The sequence below is a fragment of the Sphingomonas sp. MM-1 genome (genome assembly GCF_000347675.2).
Classification (GTDB): Bacteria; Pseudomonadota; Alphaproteobacteria; order Sphingomonadales; family Sphingomonadaceae; genus Sphingomonas_E; species Sphingomonas_E fennica.
This window is the reverse complement of sequence record NC_020561.1, coordinates 2,480,793-2,499,316: the sequence shown is the minus strand read 5'-3', so window position 1 is coordinate 2,499,316 and position 18,524 is coordinate 2,480,793. Positions and strand designations below refer to the sequence as shown.

The window sequence follows — 18,524 nt, the reverse complement described above, 5'->3', positions numbered from 1 at the left end:
CCGGTCGGCCGGTCTTTCTGGCGATAGCGAATCGCGGCGCCTGGCGCCGCGATTTGGATCGCCGGTCCGGCCTGTTCCAGCGGTTGAGACCTTGATGGGATCGACGGTGGCGATTCGCGCCCGTCGGATCGGGGTCTGAGGAGAAGAGGGGTCATGGCAGGAACGCCGCGAATCGCCATCGATGCGATGGGCGGCGACGGCGGCCCCGCGATCATGCTGGAAGGCGCGGCGCTGGCCGCCGCGCGCGATCCATCGCTCAGCTTCATCCTGTTCGGCGACGAAAGCGTCGTCGGGCCCGAACTCGCGCGCCATCCCGCCCTCGCCGGACGGGCGGAAATCGCCCACGCGCCCGAGGCGATCAGCGGCGAGGACAAGCCCAGCCAGGCGATCCGCCGCGCCAAGACCACGTCGATGGGCCTCGCCATCGCGGCGGTGAAGCAGCATCAGGCCGAAGCCGCCGTCTCCGCCGGCAATACCGGCGCGCTGATGGCGATGGCCAAGCTCGCGCTGCGCACCATGAAGGGCATCGACCGCCCCGCGCTCGCCGCCCTGCTGCCGACGCTGGGCGACAATGATCTGGTGATGCTGGATCTGGGCGCCAACACCGAATGCGATGCCCGCAACCTGGTGGAATTCGCGGTCATGGGCGCGGCCTATTCGCGCTGCGCCCTGGGCATCGAACGGCCGCGCGTCAGCCTGCTGAACATCGGCACCGAGGAACTGAAGGGCACGGACGAGCTGCGCGATGCCGCCGCCCGCCTGCGCGCCGAGGATCATCTGCATCTGAGCTTCGAAGGCTTCATCGAGGCCGACCGGCTCGGCCGCGGCGAAACCGATGTCGTGGTGACGGACGGCTTTTCCGGCAATATCGCGCTGAAGACGATGGAGGGCACCGCCCGCTTCGTCGCCGATCTGCTGCGCCGCGCCTTCACCAGCTCCGTCCGCTCGAAGATCGGCTTCCTGATCTCGCGGCCGGCCACGGAATTGCTGCGCCACCGTCTCGATCCCAATAATCATAATGGCGCGGTCTTCCTCGGCCTCAACGGCGTGGTGGTGAAAAGCCACGGCGGGGCCAATGCACAAGGTGTGGCGAATGCGATCGGCGTGGCGGCAAGTCTGGTGAAGAACGATCTGGGACGGCGCATCGCCGAGGATCTCGATCAGGTCCGCGCGCACGAGGTGAAGGCATGAGCCGCCGGGCCGTGATCGCGGGCAGCGGATCGGCGCTGCCGGCCCGCCGAATCTCCAACGCGGAACTGGCCGAGACCGTCGATACGTCGGACGAGTGGATCGTCGAGCGCACCGGCATCCGCTTCCGCCACGTCGCCGGCGAAGGCGAGACCACCGCCACGCTGGCCACCGATGCCGCGCGCCGCGCGCTCGACGCCGCCGGCATGGCCGCCGCCGATATCGACCTGATCGTGCTCGCCACCGCGACGCCGGACCAGACCTTCCCGGCCACCGCCACCAAGGTGCAGGCGGCGCTCGGCATCGACGATTGCGTCGCCTTCGACGTGCAGGCGGTCTGCTCGGGCTTCCTCTATGCCTTGTCGGTGGCGGACAGCATGATCCGCGCGGGCGGCGCCACCAACGCGCTCGTCATCGGCGCGGAAACCTTCAGCCGCATCCTCGATTGGGAGGATCGCACCACCTGCGTGCTGTTCGGCGACGGGGCCGGCGCCATCGTGCTACGGGCCGAGGAAGGCGGCGACGCCGGCGTCCTCTCCGTCGCGCTGCATGCCGACGGCCGGCACAACCAGCTTCTTTATGTCGATGGCGGCCCTTCGACCACGCAGACGGTGGGCAAGCTGCGCATGAAGGGGCCGGAAGTGTTCAAGCATGCGGTGGTCAATCTCGCCGCGGTGCTGGGCGAAACGCTGGCCAAGGCCGGCCTCGGCGTGGCGGACGTGGATTGGGTGGTGCCGCACCAGGCCAATCGCCGCATCCTCGATGCCACCGCCCGCAAGCTCCATCTCGCGCCGGAAAAGGTGATCGTCACCGTCGACCAGCACGCCAACACCTCGGCCGCGTCGGTTCCGCTCGCCTTCGATACGGCGGTGCGCGACGGACGCATCAAGCGCGGCGACCTGCTGGTGTTCGAGGCGATGGGCGGCGGCTTCACCTGGGGGGCGGCGGCGATCCGCTACTGAAAGCCGATGTCCTCATCGGCCTGAACTGGCACACGGGCTGCGGAATCAACCCTTTGCGTCGCGTTCCTTGCGGCGTATGGTCATTCTCCCACGGACTTGACGAAGGGGACGTTGATGACCGAGGCAGGCACCCTGACCAGAGCGGACCTGGCCGAAGCTGTTCACCGCAATATCGGCCTTTCCAGGGCCGAATCGGCGGGAATGGTTGAACAGATACTGGACCATATGAGCAAGGCGCTGGAGCGCGGCGAGAATGTGAAGATCTCCGGATTCGGCAGCTTCGTGCTGCGCGACAAGGGGGAACGCATGGGCCGCAATCCGAAGACGGGGGTGGAAGTGCCGATCGCGCCCCGCCGCGTGCTCACCTTCCGCGCCAGCCAGATGATGCGCGATCGCATCGTCAAGGCGGGCTGAGCGGATAAACCTGGCCGGTCGCGTGGAATCGGGTCGCACAGACAAGGCCGATTCCGCCTTCCGCACGATCGGCGAGGTCGCCCAGGACCTGGGCATCGCGCAGCATGTCCTGCGTTATTGGGAAACGCGCTTTCCGCAGCTTCGCCCGCTGCAGCGCGCCGGCAACCGCCGTTATTATCGCCCTGCCGATATCGCGCTCGTCCGCCGCATCGATGCGCTGCTCAACCGCGAGGGCTATACCATCAAGGGCGTGCAGCAATTGCTTGCAGCATCGGCCACGGCGCCCGCCGATTCCGCACCGGCGCCCGCGCCCAACGATGACGATCTGATCGCCGCGCTCGAATCGGTGCGGGACGAACTGCGCGCCGCCCTCGCCGCCGACTGAGACCGGCCGCGCCGGCAAGCCAGCGGCGGATTCCAAAGCCGATCGGCATTTGCCCCGCGACGCCCAAGGGCGCCTGAAACGGGGGTGGCGATTCGCTGGCGCAGCCGCCCCCCCCGTCCGCCTCAGGGCAGGGCCATCCAGTCGCTCTCGCCGCCGCCGATGGGCATGCCCGGCGGCACGCGCGATACCTTGGACTGGGCGGCGGCGAGCTTGTCCAGCGCGCCGCGATCCTGCAGCAACCGGCCCGTGCTGCGGCTCCAGGCCGCATCGGCCGTGGCGCCCGAAACCTTCGCTAGCCGCGTCGCGATGCCGGCCAGCCGATCCTCGATCAGCGCCGCGACGCCGGGATCGCTATCCCCGTCGCGCGCCGTGGCCGCCAGCGTCAGCAGGGTGCGCCAGGCGACGCGGCGGCCGAGCTCGCCGGGCCGGTTGTCGATCACCGCTGCCGTCAGCCTGTCAATCAGGCCGGCCACGCCCGGCCCATCCTGCCGCGCCACCCGCGTCAGCCGCTCGGGTGCCAGCAGCGCGTTCAGCGTCACCGTCGCGGCGGCATCGGCGGCGGCCAGCGGATCGAAGATCGGCCCGCCGGCATTGGCGAACACCTCGATATCGAACTGGCGATCGTCATTGCCTTCCTTGCCGGCCGACATCAGCGGCAGCAGGCCGGCGGGCACCGTCAGCGCCTCGGGCGATAGCGTGGCGATCAGCGCGTCGATCGCCGCCGCCTGCGCATCGGCCGGCACGGGCTGCGCCACCTCATGCCCGTCGCCGCGCACGGCATAAGCGAAGTCCACGCCGCCGATCAGCTTGGCGGCGGCCTCCACCTGATAGCGGTGCAGCAGCCAGATCGGCACGAACTTGCGGCGCAGGTTGCTCACCGGTTCGCCGGGATGGAGCGCCGCCAGCCCGAAATGGCCGATCGCGGCGCGGCGCACCGCCATCATGCGATTCAGCTCCGCCACCGGATCGGCGCCGTCGTCCCACAGGCTCGCCCAGCGGTGGCTGGTGTCCACGGCGCGCGCATCGCCGTCGCTGGCGAAGCGCAGGCCCGCCGCCTGCATCGCCGCCGCCTTGGCCGCCGCCGCGCGATCGGCATCCTCGCCCGGCGCCGGCGCGCCATAGAGCCAGTCGACCGCGAACAGGTCCCACCGGCCCACGCCCACGCCATAGGCATCGGAAAGGTCGGGCATGCCATCCTTCAGGCCGATGCGCGGCGCCGGATAATCCATCACCGATGCGCGATCCTGCGTGCTGGCCGCGAAATTGTGGACGAGGCCCAGCGCATGCCCCACCTCGTGCGCGGCGAGCTGCCGCAGCCGGGCGAGCGCGACCTGCGTCGGATCATCGGGCCCGCCCGATCCCACCTTGTCGGCCCCCACCAGCCCTTCGAAGATCAGCATGTCCTGCCGCACGCGCAGCGAGCCCAGCAGCACCGATCCCTTGACGATCTCGCCCGTGCGCGGATCGGCGATCACCTGGCCGTAGGACCATCCCCGCGTCGCCCGGTTCACCCAGTTGACGACATTGTAGCGCACGTCGAGCGGATCGGCGCCCTCGGGCAATATCTCGGCGCGGAACGCATCCTCATAGCCCGCCGCCTCGAACGCCTTCGCCCACCAGGCGACGCCGTCGCGCAGCGCGCTGCGGATCGGCTCCGGCGCGGAGCGATCGATGTAGAAGACGATCGGCTTCTTCACCTTCGATCGCGGCGCGGCCGGGTCCAGCTTCTCCAGCCGGAAGCGGTTGGCGAGATCGTAGACGATCGGGCTGCCCAGCGGCACGGCATAATCCACCGCCTGGCTGGCGAAGCCGCCCGCGCGCGGATCGAACCGGCGCGGCTGGTAGCCGGCGTCCGGCAGGCGGATCAGCGAATGGCGGACGACGAGGCTGATCTGGCGCGGATCGGGGGCGATGTTGGCGATCTCCTCCCCCGGCGTTTCGGAGGCATAGGTCTGCCGCGCCTCCAGTTCGATATTGTCGGGAAACACCTTCATCGCCGCCGGATCGGCCGCGCTCAGCGCATCGACCAGCTTGAAGCCCGGCGCCCCGCCCCGCTTCAGCGCATCGGCGATGCCGATCACGTCGCGCGTGAGGAAGCCCGATATGTCGACAAGCAGGCGGCCGCCGGCCTCGGTGCCGGCGACATCGCCCATCCAGATCGTGCTGTAGGCGAAGCTGTCCCGCGCCGCCGCCTGCTCGGGCGCGGGCGCCCCGGTCGCCCGGAAACGGGGATTTTCGAACTCCACGGCGATCTTGCCGCCGATCCGGCGGAAGACGAGGATCTGGGTCGGCCCGTTGAGCGCCTTGTCGAGCCCGATCGGCGCGGAGCCCACGCCGGTGCGGAGCGCGGTGGCATAGAGGAAGCGGCCCGCTATCCCGTCCGCATCCGGCGCCGGCAGCGACAGCAGGATACGGCCGCGATCGCGATCGACATGCACGGGCAGCAGCCCTTCCGCCCGCACCGTGCCTTCGAGCGCCTTTTGCGGCGCGGCGGGCGCGGCATGGACGGCCGGCGCCACAAGCGCGGCCAGCGCGGTTCCGATCAGGAAGTTGCGGATCATATGCCCCCTCGCCCTCGATTTCCCTCACTCGTCGCTACCGGTGGCGGGAGGCGGCGACAAGCCCTTCGCGGAATGAGGAAAATAAAGGGATCAGGCGATGGCGCGCAGGCTGCCGCGCAGCGCATCGGCATCGCCCGCCGGCACCTCGATCGCGGCATGGGTGCGTTCCCAGATCGGCACGGCGGCTGCCAGCAGAGTGCGGCCCGCCTCGGTCAACCCCAGCCGCCGGCTGCGCCGGTCGTCCGGGTCGACCGCCACCGTCACCAGCCCGCGCCGTTCCAGCGGCTTCAACGCGGCGGTCAGCGTCGTCCGGTCCATCGCCAGCAGCTCCGCCACCGCCTTCATCGGCGGCGGAAACGGCCGGTTGAGGGACATCATCAGCGAGAATTGCCCGCTGGTCAGCCCCACGGGTCGCAGGGCCTCGTCGAACCGGCGGGCCAGCGCCCGCGCCGCCCGCTGCACATGCAGGCAAAGGCAGGAATCGCGCACGAGCAGCGTGGTTTCAAAAGGAACGGCGACCGCTTTTGACATGATCGATATATGTTGATATCAACCTAAAAAGTCAAGCGAGACTCGGGGAAAACGGGACGTCGCCGGGGCGCGGCCGCCCCTCCGCAAGGCCCAGGAGAGTGACGATGCAGACCCAGTCCACCACCCATCACGCCGTCGCCAGCCGCGAGGAATGGCTGGAGGCGCGCAAGGCCCTTCTCGCACAGGAAAAGGCCTATACCCGCGAGCGGGACCGCCTGACGGCCGAGCGCCTGGCGCTGCCCTGGGTGCGGATCGACAAGGATTACATGTTCGATACGCCCGCCGGCCGCCGATCGCTGGCCGATCTGTTCGACGGGCGCAGCCAGCTCATCATCTATCATTTCATGCTGCCGCCCGAATGGGAGGCCGGCTGCCCGGGCTGTTCCTTCCTTGCCGATCATCTCGGTGGCACGCTCGCCCATCTCAACCATCATGACGTCACCGTCACGGCCGTATCCCGCGCGCCGCTGGACCGGATCGAGGCCTATCGCCGCCGCATGGGCTGGCATTTCCCCTGGGCATCCTCCCACGATTCCGATTTCAACCGCGATTTCGGCGTGACCTTCACGGCGGAGGACGTCACCGCCGGCACCGCCATCTATAATTACGAGCCAACCTCCGCGACCGGCGAGATGCCCGGCCTCAGCGCCTTCCACAAGGACGAGGCGGGCCAGATCTTCCACACCTATTCCACTTACGGGCGCGGGCTGGAGGAGGTGCTGGGCACCTACATGATCCTCGATCGCGCGCCGTTCGGCCGCAACGAGGAAAGCACGATGGACTGGCTGCGCCGGCATGACGAATATGAGGATGCGGCCCCGGCAAGCTGCTGCGGCAGCGCATCCTCCCAGGCCGCCGCCTGATCCTTGCCCCGGAAGATGGAGATCGCGCGATGAACCCCCATCATGGCCGCTTCGCCTGGTATGAGCTGCTGACCGACGCGCCCGCCGCCGCGCGGGATTTCTATGTGAAGGTCGTCGGCTGGCAGGTGCAGGATTCGGGCATGCCCGGCGTCGATTACGGCCTGTTCACGGTGAACGGGATCCCCATCGGCGGATCGATGGCCATTGCCGACGGCATGGGCGCGGACGGCAAGCCCGGCTGGATCGGCTATGTCGCGGTCGAGGACGTCGATGCGTCGGCCGCCGATTTCGCGGCCAATGGCGGCAAGCTGCATATGGGGCCGCACGACATACCCGGCGTCGGCCGCTTCGCGATCGTTTCCGATCCGCAGGGCGCCACCATCGCCCTCATCACCGAACCCGTGGACGCCACCGCCGCCCGGCTGAAGCCGATGGAACCCGGCCACGGTTCCTGGCACGAGCTGCTATCCCCCGATCCCGCCGCCGCGCTCGATTTCTATGCCGGCCGCTTCGGCTGGCGGAAGGGCGACGCGATCGACATGGGGCCGATGGGCACCTACCAGCTCTATGGCCCCGGCGACCAGATCATCGGCGGCATGATGCGGCGCCCGGACGGCTTCGACGGCCCGGCCTGGTGCTATTATTTCGATGTCGATGCGATCGACGCCGCAGTCGACCGGGTGAAGGCGGCGGGCGGCACCGTGGTCAACGGGCCGATGGAGGTGCCGGGCGGCGCCTGGATCATCCAGGCGACCGATCCCCAGGGCGCGATGTTCGCGCTGGTCGCGCCGAAGCGCTGAAAACCGCCAGGAAAAAGGGGCGGGCCGATGGCCGCCCCTTTCCAGTCGGGCCGGCGGGCCGGGGAAGGACATCCCCTCCCCCGGCCCGCCCGTGCCGATCAGAACTTCGTCCGCACCGTCACGCCATAGGTGCGCGGTTCCGCCAGGAAGGCGTTGAACAGCTGGGTGGAAGGCGTGCCGAAGGCGGCGGTCTGCCCGGTGGTGCCGCTGCCCTGACCGGGGGAATCGAAGGCCACCTGCATGTAGTTGGTGTTGAACAGGTTCTGGCCCCAGAATTCGATGCCCCACTGGCCGTCGCCGCCCGTCAGGCCGACGCGGGCATTGACCACCATCACGCCCTGCTGCCGCTTTTCGATATCGAGGTCCGAGCCGGTGTTGATCCCGCTCTGATAGCGATAGTCGGCATAGACCAGGCCCTTCAGCCCGTTCCATCCGATATCGGGCGTCCAGGTCGCCGATCCGGTCAGGGTATAGAGCGAGGAGTTTGACAGCCGCGATCCGGGAAGCTGGAAGAAGGCGGCGTTCAGCGGCTTGCCGTCCGCGCCCACCAGATTCTTGCGATATTTGGTGTCGGCGTAGGTGAAGCCCTGCATCACCATGAAGTTGGGCGAAAGCGTCATATAGGCTTCCGCCTCGACGCCCTTGCTGACCACGCCGCCCTTGGTCTTGCCGGGGCAGGCGCCATTGGTGCTGTCATTATCGGTCGGCGCGCCGCCCAGGTCCGACTTGCAGGCGTTGATGCTCTCGACCACGAAGTTCACGCCGTTGAAGGTGTTGAGCTGGAAGTTGTCGAACACCTGGTAGAAAGCGGAAAGATTGAGGTCGAAGCCGCGCCCGTTGAACTTGGCGCCGATTTCGGTGGCGTGCACGCCTTCGGGCTTGAAGGTGAGCTGCTGCAGGTTGGGCGCGCGCGCATTGCCGGCGCCGATCGCGCCGGTGCCGTTCACCAGCGTCGATCCGTCCGTGTAGGCGATCCGGCCCGCGCGATCGAGGCTGTTGCGATCGAGGTTGAAGCCGCCGGCCTTATAGCCCTTCGAATAGCTGGCATAGAGCAGCAGCTCCTCGATCGGCTTGTAGCTCAGTACGGCCGTATAGGTGAATTCATCCTCCTTCTTCTTCGCATTGTCCTGCGCGAAGGCGCCGCCGGGCACCGACGGGATCAGGCAGGCGAGCTGCTGGAGCGCGGAGAAGGGCGACACGCTGATCGCCGGGCAGATATCGTTGTCGATATCCTGGAAGCTGGCATCCAGCGTCTTGCGTTCGTTGGTGTAGCGGCCGCCCAGCGTGACACTGATCTGGTCGGTCACCTCGAACACATTATGGGTGAAGAAGGCGAAGTTGCGGCTGTTCTGCTTATAATGATCGCGGCTGCCGACATTGCTGAGCGAGGCACCCGGCATGCCCAGCGCGGCCGCCAGCGCATTATATCCGCCCACCGGCACGCCCGGCGCCAGCCCGCTCAGCAGGCCCACGAGCTGGCGGATGTTCGCCGGCACGCCGGGATTGCTGGCGATCGCCCCGCCCACGGCGGGGTTGAAGCAGTTCGTGCCCTGCAGCGACAGCAGGCTCGGCGCGCCGAGCTGCGCGCCCAGGTTCGCCGCCAGCAGGCAGTTGGCGAAGTCCTGGAAGTCCGAACCCAGCGTCAGATTGTCGTTCAAGGTCAGGTCTTCATTGGCGAAATAGCCGCCGACCAGCCAGTCCAGCTTGCCGTCGAAGGCCTTGCCCTGCACCCGCAATTCCTGCGTGAAGGTCTTGAAGCGCTGGTTGGCGCTGCCGTCGTCCTGGCGGTGCAGCAGATCGAGATTGTTGAAATCCGCGTCCTGGCCGCGCTTCCACCGCCAGTTGCGATAGGCGGTGATCGAAGTGATCTGCGCCTCGCCCAGATCGTAATTCACCTCGCCCGAAAGGCCCCAGTCGCGCACGTCGCCGCGATAGGACTGGCCCGGCGTGATGGCGACGCGGCGGGCATAGGGATCCTGCGGGATGGTGGCCCCCAGGCCGCGCAGGATGCCCGCCACAGTGGACGGGCCGAAGACGAGGCTGCCGTCCGCCGCGCGCGTCACGTTGCGCGCCGGCAGATAGGGCGCCGCGCAGCATTCCTCGTTACGATCGGAATAGTCGCCGATGATCCGCACCGAAAGCTCGTCGGTGGGTTCGTAGAGCAACTGGCCGCGCGCCAGCCAGCGATCGCGATTGTTGATGTCGCGGCCGGAAATCAGATCCTTGATGAAGCCGTCGCGCTTAGCATAGACGCCGTCCAGCCGGAAGGCGAGCGTATCGGTGATCGGCCCGGTCAGGCCGAGCTGGGCGCGCCAATAATCGTAATTGCCGTAGGTAAGCTCGGCGGTGCCCTCATGCTCGAACTTGGGCTTGGCGGTGATGACGGAGATCAGGCCGGCGGAAGCGTTGCGGCCGAACAGCGTGCCCTGCGGGCCGCGCAGCACCTCGATCCGGTCGATCGCGCCAAGCTCCGTCAGGCCCACGCCCGATCGGTTGCGGTAGACGCCGTCGATGAAGGTCGCGACCGAGCTTTCCAGGCCCGGATTGTCGCCCACCGTGCCGACGCCGCGGATGCGCGCCACGCCCGCGCCCGCTTCGGACGAGGTGGAGGAAACGAGCAGCGAGGGCGATACCTGGTTGAGCTGGCGGATATCCGACGCGCCCGAATTCTGCAGCGTATCCGCCGTGATCGCCGAAACCGCGATCGGCACGTCCGACAGCGCCTGGCTGCGCCGCGTCGCCGTGACGATAATGTCTCCCTGCTGCACGATCGCCGCGTCCCGCGCGGCGGTTTCGGCCTGGTCCTGGGCCAGAGCGGGTGCCGCGAACCCCACAAAAGCGGATGAGAGCAGCCAAAGCGCCTTGTTCATCATCACTCCCCCAATTTTTCTGATTGCCGTATACGTAAGCTCACAACTTCCCGGCGGCCAAGTGCAATCCGTGCATCGGGATAGGAAAAAGCGGGGACTTGCGACGTTTCTGCAACAGACCAGACTAAATAGATTTCAATCTGATACTTAATTTCTCCACCTTCCCTTACGGAATGCTTGGCTTTGACAAAGGAGTGGGAAAATGGGTGTGCTTGGCATAGGCGGCCTTTTCTTTCGCGCCGCCGATCCGCAAGCCTTGACGGCCTGGTATCGCGATCATCTCGGCGTCGGGGCGGGGTGCGGCCCGGCGGGCGACAGCCCGGACGACTGGGCATGGCGGGTCGCCGCCGGCCCGGTCGTCTTCCAGCCCTTCGCCGCCGACACCGATTATTTCGCGGCCGATCATCAATGGATGCTGAACCTCAGGGTCGAAGGGCTCGACGCGCTCCTCCAACGCCTCCGCGCCGCCGGCATCGCCATCATCACCCGCGACGATTGGGATACGCCCGAAACCGGCCGCTTCGCCCGCATCCACGACCCGGAAGGCAATCCGATCGAATTGTGGGAACCGCCCGCCGGGGCCTGACAGGGCAGGGCGAGGGCGCTAGGACGCGTTCATGACCGAGCCCGCCGCCGAACCCGCGATCGTCCCCGATTCCGAACAGCGCGCAATCGTCGCGGCGCTGCCGTCGCGCGCGCGCGATCTCGTGCAGCTCGGCCGCTTCGATCGCCCGATCGGCGCGTGGCTGCTCTTCTGGCCCGGCGCCTGGGCGATCGCGCTGGCCGGCGCGCCGTGGCGCTGGGATCTGCTGCTGCTGTTCGCCGCGGGCGCCATCGTCATGCGCGGCGCGGGCTGCGTCTATAACGACATCGTCGACCGCGATCTGGACCGCAAGGTCGAACGCACGCGCAGCCGCCCGCTCGCCTCGGGGCGGATATCGCTGAAGCTGGCCTGGGGCTTCCTGATCGCGCTCTGCCTCGCCGGCCTCGGCATCAACCTGATGCTGAACCCCACGGCCCAGATCATCGCGATCGCCAGCCTCGCGCTCGTCGCCGCCTATCCCTTCATGAAGCGGATCACCTGGTGGCCGCAGGCCTGGCTGGGCCTCGTCTTCTCCTGGGCGGCGCTGGTCGGCTGGGCGGCGGTGGCCGGCCGGATCGATCCCCCCGCCCTCCTCCTCTATGCCGGCGCGGTCTGCTGGGTGATCGGCTACGACACCATCTACGCGCTCCAGGATATCGAGGACGATGCGCTGGCGGGCGTGAAATCCTCCGCCCGCGCGCTTGGCCGCCATGCCCGCCCCGGCGTCGCCGGCCTCTACGCCGTGGCGCTGCTCTTCTGGGCGGCGGCGCTCTGGTCGATCCGCCCGCAGCCGCTCGCGCTGGCCGCCCTGGTCCCGATGGCGCTCCACCTCGGCTGGCAGATCGCGGCGCTGCGCACGGCGGACGTGGCGGACGCGCTTGCCAAGTTCCGTTCGAACCGCTTCGCGGGCCTGCTGATGTTCCTGGCCTGCGGCGTGGTAGGCGCGGCCTGATAGGCCTTCCCGCCATTTTGGGCGTGACCTTGGCCCGCGCCCAACCTAAGTCCGGCGGATGCTTACCATCGCCCAAGCCGAAGACCGCGTCTCCACCCTGATCGCCGCCGCCCGCAAGGCCGGCGCGGATGCGGCCGACGCGCTCTACGTCTGCGATGCCTCGACCCAGGTTTCCGTGCGGCTCGGCCAGCTCGAGGATGTCGAGCGATCGGAAGGCGAGGATATCGGCCTGCGGGTGTTCGTCGGCCGCCGATCGGCCAGCGTCTCCTCCTCCGATCTCTCCGCCGATGCGCTGGCCGCGCTGGTCGAGCGCGCGGTGGCGATGGCGCGCGAGGCGCCCGAAGACCCCTGGGCCGGCCTCGCCCCCGCCGATCGGCTGCTGACCGGCGCCGCACCCGATCTGGAGGCCGACGACGGCGCCGATCCCGCCCCCGCCGCGCTGCGCGAGCGCGCGCTGGCGGCCGAGGATGCCGCGCGGGCCATCGCCGGCGTCACCAACAGCGAGGGCGCCAGCGCATCCGCCGGCCGATCGGTGATCGCGCTCGCCACCAGCCACGGCTTCGCGCGCGGCTATTCGACGACGGGCTACAGCTCATCCGCCAGCGTGATCGCGGGCGAGGGCCTCGGCATGCAGCGCGATTATGCCTATCACAGCACGCGCCACTTCGCCGATCTGGAGGCCGCCGACGCGATCGGCCGCCGCGCCGGCGAGCGCGCGGTGGCGCGGCTCAACCCCGGCCGGCTCGCCAGCGGCGCGATGCCGGTATTGTTCGATCCGCGCGCGGGCGCCAGCCTGCTCGGCCATTTCGCGGGCGCCATCACCGGGGCGGCGGTGGCGCGGCGGACGAGCTTCCTGCTCGACAAGATGGGCGAGGCCGTGTTCGCGCCGGGCATCGTCGTCCGCGACGATCCGCACCGCGTTCGCGGCCTGCGCTCCAAGCCCTTTGACGGCGAGGGCCTGCCCACCGCGCCGGCGGATCTGATCGCCGACGGCGTGCTGACGGGCTGGCTGCTCGATTCCGCTTCCGCCCGCCAGCTCGGCCTGGCGCCGACCGGCCATGCGGTGCGCGGCATCGGCGGCGCGCCGGGGGCGGGCGCCACCAACCTTCACCTGGCGGCCGGCGCGCTTTCGCCCGCCGACCTGATGGGCGACGTGAAGCTGGGCCTCTACGTCACCGAGCTGATCGGCCAGGGGGTGAACCCGGTGACGGGCGATTACAGCCGGGGCGCATCCGGCTTCGTGATCCGCGACGGCCAGCTTGCCGAGCCGGTGGCAGAGATCACCATCGCCGGCAATTTGATCGATATGTTCCGCCGCCTCACCCCGGCGAGCGACCTGGAATTCCGGCGCGGCGTGGACGTGCCGACGATCCGCGTGGAAGGGATGACCATTGCCGGCGCTTGACGCCCTCCTAGAAAAAGTAAGCGCCATCGCATCGGCGGCCGGCCGCCTCGCCCTGCGCCGCCAGCAGGGCGAATATCGCCGCTGGGAGAAGGAACCGGGCCATCCGGTGTGCGAGGTCGACATTGAGCTGGACGGCCTGCTGCGCCAGCAACTGAGCGAGCTGGACCCGGAAGCGGGCTGGCTTTCCGAGGAGACCGCCGACAGCGCGGAACGCCTGCTGGGCGTGCGCACCTGGGTGGTCGATCCGATCGACGGGACGCGCGATTTCCTGCGCGGGCGGCCGGGCTGGTCGGTATCGATCGCGCTGGTCGAGGGCGGCCGCCCGCTGATCGGCGTGCTGGACGCGCCCGCGCGCGGCGAACATTGGCGGGCGCAGACGGGCGGCGGCGCCACCCGCAACGGCGCGCCCATCCATGTCAGCGGCCGCACGCAATTCCCCGGCGCGCGCGTGCCGGCGGATTCGCTGCCCAAGGTGGATTCCGATCTGGTGGCGGTGGCCAAGCCCAATTCGATCGCGCTCAGGATCGCGATGGTCGCGGCCGGCGAGGCGGACCTGCTCGCCACGCTGCGCTGGGGGCATGAATGGGATATCGCCGCCGCCGCCCTGATCGCGCAGGAAGCCGGCGCTACTGTGACGGACGCGCTCGGCCGGCCGCTCCGCTACAATTCCACCAAGGGCGAGGCCTTCGGCGTGCTGGCAGCGACGCCCGGCATCCACGCCGCCGCGATCGATCGGCTGGCGAGCCGCGCCGCCGCCGCCGTGGTGCGATAAGCGGCTCAGGCCGGCCGGAACGCCCCGGTATCGTCGATCGCCGCATGTTCGGCGACGCGGGCCAGCAGCCAATCGCGGAACGCCCGGATCTTGGGCGTGTTGCGCTTATATTCCGGATAAACCAGCCAGAAGGCCCCGCCGCCGAAGACGACATCGTCGAACGGGCGCACCAGCCGGCCGGCGGCGATATCCGCGTGCCACAATGCCGGGGCGAGGATGGCGAAGCCCTGGCCGGCGACGGCGGCGGCGCCTTCGATGGCCTGGGAATCGAGCCGGATCGACGGGCGGTGCGGCGCCTCCGCCACATCGATCCCCTTGGCGGCGAACCAGTCGATCCACCACACATCCTCGGGGCTGAGGCGCGGCTGGCGCAGCAGATCGGCCGGGGTGAGCGGCATGCCGTCCGCCGGCAGCAGCGCCGGGCTGCACACCGGCGCAAAATGGACGCGGAACAGGAAATGGCGGACGAGGCCCGGCCATTCGCCGTCGCCGCTGCGGATCGCGCAGTCGAACTCCTCGCGGGCGAAATCGATGATCCGGTTGTCGGTATCCAGCGCGACCGCGATATCCGGCTGGGCGATCTGGAACCCGCCGAGCCGGGGGGCGAGCCACAGCGCCGCGAAGCTGTGGACCGCGCTGATCCGCAGCACCCCGCCCAGATCCTCGCTGGCATTGGCGAAGGCCGCCACAAGCTGATCGAACGCGCCGGTGACGACGGGCGAAAGCCGCCGGCCGACATCGGTGAGCACCACCTGCCGCGCCTTTCGCAGGAACAGCCGCGCGCCCAGCCTCTCCTCCAGCAGGCGGATCTGGTAGCTGACGGCCGCCTGCGTCATCCCCAGCTCATCGGCCGCGCGGGTGAAGCTTTCGTGGCGAGCCGCCGCCTCGAAGGCGCGGACGGCGGCGAGCGGCGGGAGCGATATGCGCGACAAGCCCAAGGTCTCCTTATGGATTCATGCCGAATATTGCGTTGTTCCCTTGGTCTGTCGAGACCAGACTGGCCGCCGACCAGACACAGGAAACAGGCCATGAGAGACGAATTTCTGGGTGCCGCATGGGCCGACAATCATCGTTTATGGGCCGAAACCATCGCCGACGCGCTGCGCTGGGCCGCCAATCTGCCGGTGCCCGGCCGGGCGGGCGATCCGGCCATCCAGACCAGGCAGGAGGCGCGCCTGCATAAGGCCCGCTGAAGGACCGATGCCATGACGAACAGCGGCGACAGCTTCATCCTGCGGCGATGGGCCGGCCGCATCCGCACCGAGGATGCGGCGACCTACACCGCCTATATCGCCCGCACCGGGGCGATGGATTATGCGGCCACGCCCGGCAATATCGGCTTCCAGCTCGTCACCCGCGACCTGGGCGACGGCACGACCGAGGTGACGACGCTGAGCTGGTGGCGATCGATGGAGGCCGTCCGCCTCTTTGCCGGCGAGGACGTGTCGCGCCCGCGTTATTATCCCGAGGACGATCATTTCCTGATCGCGCGGCCCGACCATGTCGAGCATCATCTCGTCCGGGCATCGCAGCTGCAATGGCCGGGGCCGGCCTGAAAAAAAGGCCGGACCGCCACGGAGGCGATCCGGCCCGAACAGGCGCCCTGCCGGGGATCAGCCGGCGAAGGCGGCGTCGATCTCCTTGCCGCGCGCGGCCTTCAGCGCGCCGCAGCTCCGCACCTTCTCGATCGTGCGGTCGAGCGTCAGCGCGCCGCGGCCGAAGGCGGCGACCTGCGGCTTGAGCGCCGCTTCCAGCACGCCCGCCTGCTCGACCGAGCAGACCGCCGACGGAATCGACAGCATCGAATTGACGCTGGTGAGGTTGGTTTCCCGCGCCAGCTTCTCGAAATTGGCGGTGAGATAATCGACGCCGATCGGCTGGGTGGGGAGCGTGGCGGTGATGCCGTTGACGATGCTTACCTTCTCGCTGGAGCGCAGGCGCTGGTCGCCCATCTTGCCGATCAGCCAATTGGCCACTTCCGGCCGGCCGGACGCGGCGATCGCGATCACGGCGCGGCCCCGGAAATAGGCGTCGGTCGATCCCATGGCGCGTTCGAACAGCGATTCCGCCACCGGCGCGCCGCCATCCTCCACCTGCACCCTGAGCGCCGTGCCGAGGAAGGCCGGATCGAGCGCATCGGCATTGCCGCCCAGATAGGCGGTGGCGGCGGCGGCGAGCTTGGCGCGGGCTGATCGATCATGCGCATCGCGCGTCACCAGCGTGACGAGATCGGTGCGCAGCTTCTGCACGTCCGGGCTGTCCTTGGCGTGCGCGCCGCGCGCCGGATCGAAGCCGATCGCCGCCAGCTTGGGCAGGTAGGTGGCCAGCAGCGTGCGGTGCAGCCCGTCACGCCCCTTGCCGCTCACCACCCCGCGGCGATCCAGCTCGGCCAGCCGCGAACCACCGCTGACGGCCGCGTTGGAATCGGGGTTGGCGACGAAGGCCTTCGCCGCTTCCACCAGACGGGCGGGCGCGGCATGGCCGGCGCGGAAGCTGGCCCACAGGCTGTCGATCGCGGCCAGCGCCTCGCCCGAGGGCAGGCGCGGCGCGGCGGCGATCAGCGCGGACCAGTCCGCATCGCCCAGATCGAAGCGGTAATAGCCGTTGCCGCCGGCATTGGGCACCAGCGGCCCGGCGCCCTTGATCGTCATCCGCCCCTGCGGCTGATCGATCAGGGTGCAGCCCTTCTCGCCGCCATTGTCGACGCAGAAGGGGATCGTCCAGGTCGTCGCCGGCACCTCGCCCGCGCCGATCGCGGCATAGCGCTTCTGCGACAGCGCCAGATCATTGCCCGCGCGGCGGACATCGACCACCGGCACGCCCTGCTGGTCGACGAAGCCCTTCATGCTGGTGACGATGCGCGGATCGCCCGCGGCCTCCGCCAGCGATCCGAAGAAATCGTCGGCGGTGGCATTGCCGCGCGCATGGCGGGACAGGTGAAGCTGGACGCCCTTCTGGAAGGTGTCGCGGCCCATATAGCTTTCGACCATGGCGACCACCTGGCCGCCCTTGCCATAGGTGATGGCGTCGAAGGCGCTGTCGATCTCGCCGCTGTCCTCGATCGGCTCGCGGATCGGGCGGCCGACCTTGAGCGCGTCGATATCCATGGCGGACAGCGCCTCGTCGATCGCGCCGACGCCGATGTTCAGCTCCGGCCGCCACTCGTCGGCGATGCGGTAGCCGATCCAGTTGGCGAAGCTTTCGTTCAGCCAGATATCGTCCCACCAGGCGGGGGTGACGAGATCGCCGAACCACTGGTGGCCCAGCTCATGCGCCACGACCATGCCGAAATTCTGCTTCTGCCGGGTGGGCGAGGCATCGTCCAGGATCAGCAGCGTATCGTCATAGACGACGGCGCCCGCATTCTCCATCGCGCCGCCCATCACCGGCGAGGCGATCTGATCCAGCTTGGGGAAGGGGAAGGCCGATCCGAAATAATTTTCCAGAAGCTGCACGATGCGCGGCGTTTCCCGCAGCGCATAGGCCATCTTGTCCTTCTGGCCCTTGGTGGCGACGATGCGCAGCGGCAGGGGCGTGGGGCGCTGCGGGGTCGCCGGCACGGTGCCTTCCACCACATCGAACGGGCCGACGGCGAAGGCGACCAGATAGGTCGGCAGCTTCTCCGTCACCGAATAGGTGTGCCGCACCATGCCGCCGGCCTTGGCGGTGCCGGTCTCCGCGCCGTTGCTGATGGCGACATCGTCGGCCGGCGTCGTCAGCGTGACGGTGAAGGGGGTCTTGAAGCCGGGCTCGTCGAAGCTCGGAAAGGCGGCGCGGGCATCGATCGATTCGAACTGCGTCCAGGCATAATAACGATCGCCCACCTTGATGCGGTAGAGCCCGGCCGCGCCGTCGCCGAAGGCGGCGTCATAATCGAAGGCCAGCGTGGCCTTGCCCGCCGGAAGCGGCCTGGCGAAATCGAGGCGGACGACGCCGAGCTGGTGGACCTGCGTATAGGTGGCGGCGATGGTGCTGCCGCCCGCCTTGGCCCAGGCCTTCGATACCTTGAGGTCGCGGCCGTGGAGGAAGAGCGTGCGGGTGGCCGCCTTCACCTCCACGTCGATCTCGGTATGGCCGGAAAAGCGCGGCTTTTCGGGATCGACGGCCAGGTCCAGCCGATAGGCCACCGGCGTCGCCGTATCCGGCAGGCGGCCGGTGGGGACATTCTGGGCCTGAGCGGCCGCCGGGATCAGCAGGGCGGAGACACCAAAGAGCAAGTTGCGCATGGAAGCAGGCTT

17 protein-coding genes are annotated in these 18,524 nt (G+C 68.8%); 12 read left to right on the top strand and 5 right to left on the bottom strand.

Annotated features, from left to right (window positions below):
* The first annotated feature begins 153 nt into the window (after positions 1–153).
* The 4 genes from plsX to G432_RS11960 all read left to right on the top strand — a co-directional run bounded on the left by plsX (position 154) and on the right by G432_RS11960 (position 2,949).
* Positions 154–1,191, top strand: coding sequence for a phosphate acyltransferase PlsX (gene plsX / locus G432_RS11975; RefSeq protein WP_015459092.1), 1,038 nt, complete (start codon positions 154–156; stop codon positions 1,189–1,191).
* Positions 1,188–2,150, top strand: a complete 963-nt coding sequence (locus G432_RS11970; RefSeq protein WP_015459091.1) for a beta-ketoacyl-ACP synthase III — start codon at positions 1,188–1,190, stop codon at positions 2,148–2,150. The genes plsX and G432_RS11970 overlap by 4 nt, the downstream gene beginning before the upstream one ends.
* Positions 2,151–2,264: 114 nt before the next feature.
* Entirely contained in the window at positions 2,265–2,564 is a 300-nt protein-coding gene (locus G432_RS11965; protein ID WP_015459090.1) for an integration host factor subunit alpha, read from the top strand.
* Between the two features lie 22 nt (positions 2,565–2,586).
* Positions 2,587–2,949 (top strand): MerR family transcriptional regulator, encoded by a 363-nt coding sequence (locus tag G432_RS11960; RefSeq protein ID WP_015459089.1) that lies wholly within the window; start codon positions 2,587–2,589, stop codon positions 2,947–2,949.
* 122 nt (positions 2,950–3,071) lie between these two features.
* Here the strand turns inward: G432_RS11960 and G432_RS11955 are convergent, their stop codons facing one another.
* Together G432_RS11955 and G432_RS11950 are read right to left on the bottom strand one after the other, a co-directional pair.
* The gene (locus tag G432_RS11955) at positions 3,072–5,510 is read right to left on the bottom strand and encodes a zinc-dependent metalloprotease (RefSeq protein ID WP_015459088.1); all 2,439 of its coding nucleotides are present in this window, start codon (positions 5,508–5,510) and stop codon (positions 3,072–3,074) included.
* A gap of 90 nt (positions 5,511–5,600) precedes the next feature.
* Positions 5,601–6,041 carry a MarR family winged helix-turn-helix transcriptional regulator gene (locus G432_RS11950; RefSeq protein ID WP_015459087.1) on the bottom strand — a complete coding sequence of 147 codons (441 nt, stop codon included), beginning with the start codon at positions 6,039–6,041 and terminating at the stop codon, positions 5,601–5,603.
* A gap of 104 nt (positions 6,042–6,145) precedes the next feature.
* Between G432_RS11950 and G432_RS11945 the strand changes: the two genes are divergently transcribed.
* Together G432_RS11945 and G432_RS11940 are read left to right on the top strand one after the other, a co-directional pair.
* On the top strand, positions 6,146–6,904 hold the full coding sequence (locus tag G432_RS11945; protein WP_015459086.1) for a DUF899 domain-containing protein: 759 nt from the start codon (positions 6,146–6,148) through the stop codon (positions 6,902–6,904).
* A gap of 29 nt (positions 6,905–6,933) precedes the next feature.
* Positions 6,934–7,704 carry a VOC family protein gene (locus tag G432_RS11940; RefSeq protein ID WP_015459085.1) on the top strand — a complete coding sequence of 257 codons (771 nt, stop codon included), beginning with the start codon at positions 6,934–6,936 and terminating at the stop codon, positions 7,702–7,704.
* 98 nt (positions 7,705–7,802) lie between these two features.
* On the opposite strand, the gene G432_RS11935 is transcribed toward G432_RS11940, so the two are convergent.
* Positions 7,803–10,574: a TonB-dependent receptor gene (locus G432_RS11935; RefSeq protein ID WP_041865379.1), complete on the bottom strand. Its 2,772-nt coding sequence runs from the start codon at positions 10,572–10,574 to the stop codon at positions 7,803–7,805.
* 202 nt (positions 10,575–10,776) lie between these two features.
* Between G432_RS11935 and G432_RS11930 the strand changes: the two genes are divergently transcribed.
* The 4 genes from G432_RS11930 to G432_RS11915 are packed head-to-tail and all read left to right on the top strand — an operon-like array spanning position 10,777 to position 14,286.
* Positions 10,777–11,160, top strand: coding sequence for a VOC family protein (locus G432_RS11930; RefSeq protein WP_015459083.1), 384 nt, complete (start codon positions 10,777–10,779; stop codon positions 11,158–11,160).
* Between the two features lie 31 nt (positions 11,161–11,191).
* On the top strand, positions 11,192–12,109 hold the full coding sequence (ubiA, locus tag G432_RS11925) for a 4-hydroxybenzoate octaprenyltransferase (protein ID WP_015459082.1): 918 nt from the start codon (positions 11,192–11,194) through the stop codon (positions 12,107–12,109).
* A 58-nt stretch (positions 12,110–12,167) separates the two neighbouring features.
* Positions 12,168–13,514 carry a TldD/PmbA family protein gene (locus G432_RS11920; RefSeq protein ID WP_015459081.1) on the top strand — a complete coding sequence of 449 codons (1,347 nt, stop codon included), beginning with the start codon at positions 12,168–12,170 and terminating at the stop codon, positions 13,512–13,514.
* The gene (locus G432_RS11915; protein WP_015459080.1) at positions 13,501–14,286 is read left to right on the top strand and encodes a 3'(2'),5'-bisphosphate nucleotidase CysQ; all 786 of its coding nucleotides are present in this window, start codon (positions 13,501–13,503) and stop codon (positions 14,284–14,286) included. The genes G432_RS11920 and G432_RS11915 overlap by 14 nt, the downstream gene beginning before the upstream one ends.
* Positions 14,287–14,291: 5 nt before the next feature.
* Here G432_RS11915 and gcvA read toward each other — a convergent pair whose 3' ends face one another.
* Positions 14,292–15,218 (bottom strand): transcriptional regulator GcvA, encoded by a 927-nt coding sequence (gcvA, locus tag G432_RS11910; RefSeq protein WP_015459079.1) that lies wholly within the window; start codon positions 15,216–15,218, stop codon positions 14,292–14,294.
* Between the two features lie 96 nt (positions 15,219–15,314).
* Between gcvA and G432_RS23730 the strand changes: the two genes are divergently transcribed.
* Entirely contained in the window at positions 15,315–15,479 is a 165-nt protein-coding gene (locus G432_RS23730) for a hypothetical protein (protein WP_015459078.1), read from the top strand.
* Positions 15,480–15,491: 12 nt separating this feature from the next.
* Entirely contained in the window at positions 15,492–15,842 is a 351-nt protein-coding gene (locus tag G432_RS11905) for a hypothetical protein (RefSeq protein WP_015459077.1), read from the top strand.
* A gap of 57 nt (positions 15,843–15,899) precedes the next feature.
* Here the strand turns inward: G432_RS11905 and G432_RS11900 are convergent, their stop codons facing one another.
* Positions 15,900–18,512, bottom strand: a complete 2,613-nt coding sequence (locus G432_RS11900; protein ID WP_015459076.1) for a M1 family metallopeptidase — start codon at positions 18,510–18,512, stop codon at positions 15,900–15,902.
* Between the last annotated feature and the right edge of the window lie 12 nt (positions 18,513–18,524).

Coding starts and splice junctions, on each gene's coding strand:
- G432_RS11955 (WP_015459088.1), bottom strand. CDS start 5,510: ATGATCCGCAACTTCCTGATCGGAACCGCGCTGGCCGCGCTTGTGGCG.
- G432_RS11900 (WP_015459076.1), bottom strand. CDS start 18,512: ATGCGCAACTTGCTCTTTGGTGTCTCCGCCCTGCTGATCCCGGCGGCC.
- G432_RS11905 (WP_015459077.1), top strand. CDS start 15,492: ATGACGAACAGCGGCGACAGCTTCATCCTGCGGCGATGGGCCGGCCGC.
- G432_RS11920 (WP_015459081.1), top strand. CDS start 12,168: ATGCTTACCATCGCCCAAGCCGAAGACCGCGTCTCCACCCTGATCGCC.
- G432_RS23730 (WP_015459078.1), top strand. CDS start 15,315: ATGAGAGACGAATTTCTGGGTGCCGCATGGGCCGACAATCATCGTTTA.
- G432_RS11935 (WP_041865379.1), bottom strand. CDS start 10,574: ATGAACAAGGCGCTTTGGCTGCTCTCATCCGCTTTTGTGGGGTTCGCG.
- G432_RS11940 (WP_015459085.1), top strand. CDS start 6,934: ATGAACCCCCATCATGGCCGCTTCGCCTGGTATGAGCTGCTGACCGAC.
- G432_RS11950 (WP_015459087.1), bottom strand. CDS start 6,041: ATGTCAAAAGCGGTCGCCGTTCCTTTTGAAACCACGCTGCTCGTGCGC.
- G432_RS11945 (WP_015459086.1), top strand. CDS start 6,146: ATGCAGACCCAGTCCACCACCCATCACGCCGTCGCCAGCCGCGAGGAA.
- plsX (WP_015459092.1), top strand. CDS start 154: ATGGCAGGAACGCCGCGAATCGCCATCGATGCGATGGGCGGCGACGGC.
- G432_RS11930 (WP_015459083.1), top strand. CDS start 10,777: ATGGGTGTGCTTGGCATAGGCGGCCTTTTCTTTCGCGCCGCCGATCCG.
- ubiA (WP_015459082.1), top strand. CDS start 11,192: ATGACCGAGCCCGCCGCCGAACCCGCGATCGTCCCCGATTCCGAACAG.
- G432_RS11965 (WP_015459090.1), top strand. CDS start 2,265: ATGACCGAGGCAGGCACCCTGACCAGAGCGGACCTGGCCGAAGCTGTT.
- G432_RS11970 (WP_015459091.1), top strand. CDS start 1,188: ATGAGCCGCCGGGCCGTGATCGCGGGCAGCGGATCGGCGCTGCCGGCC.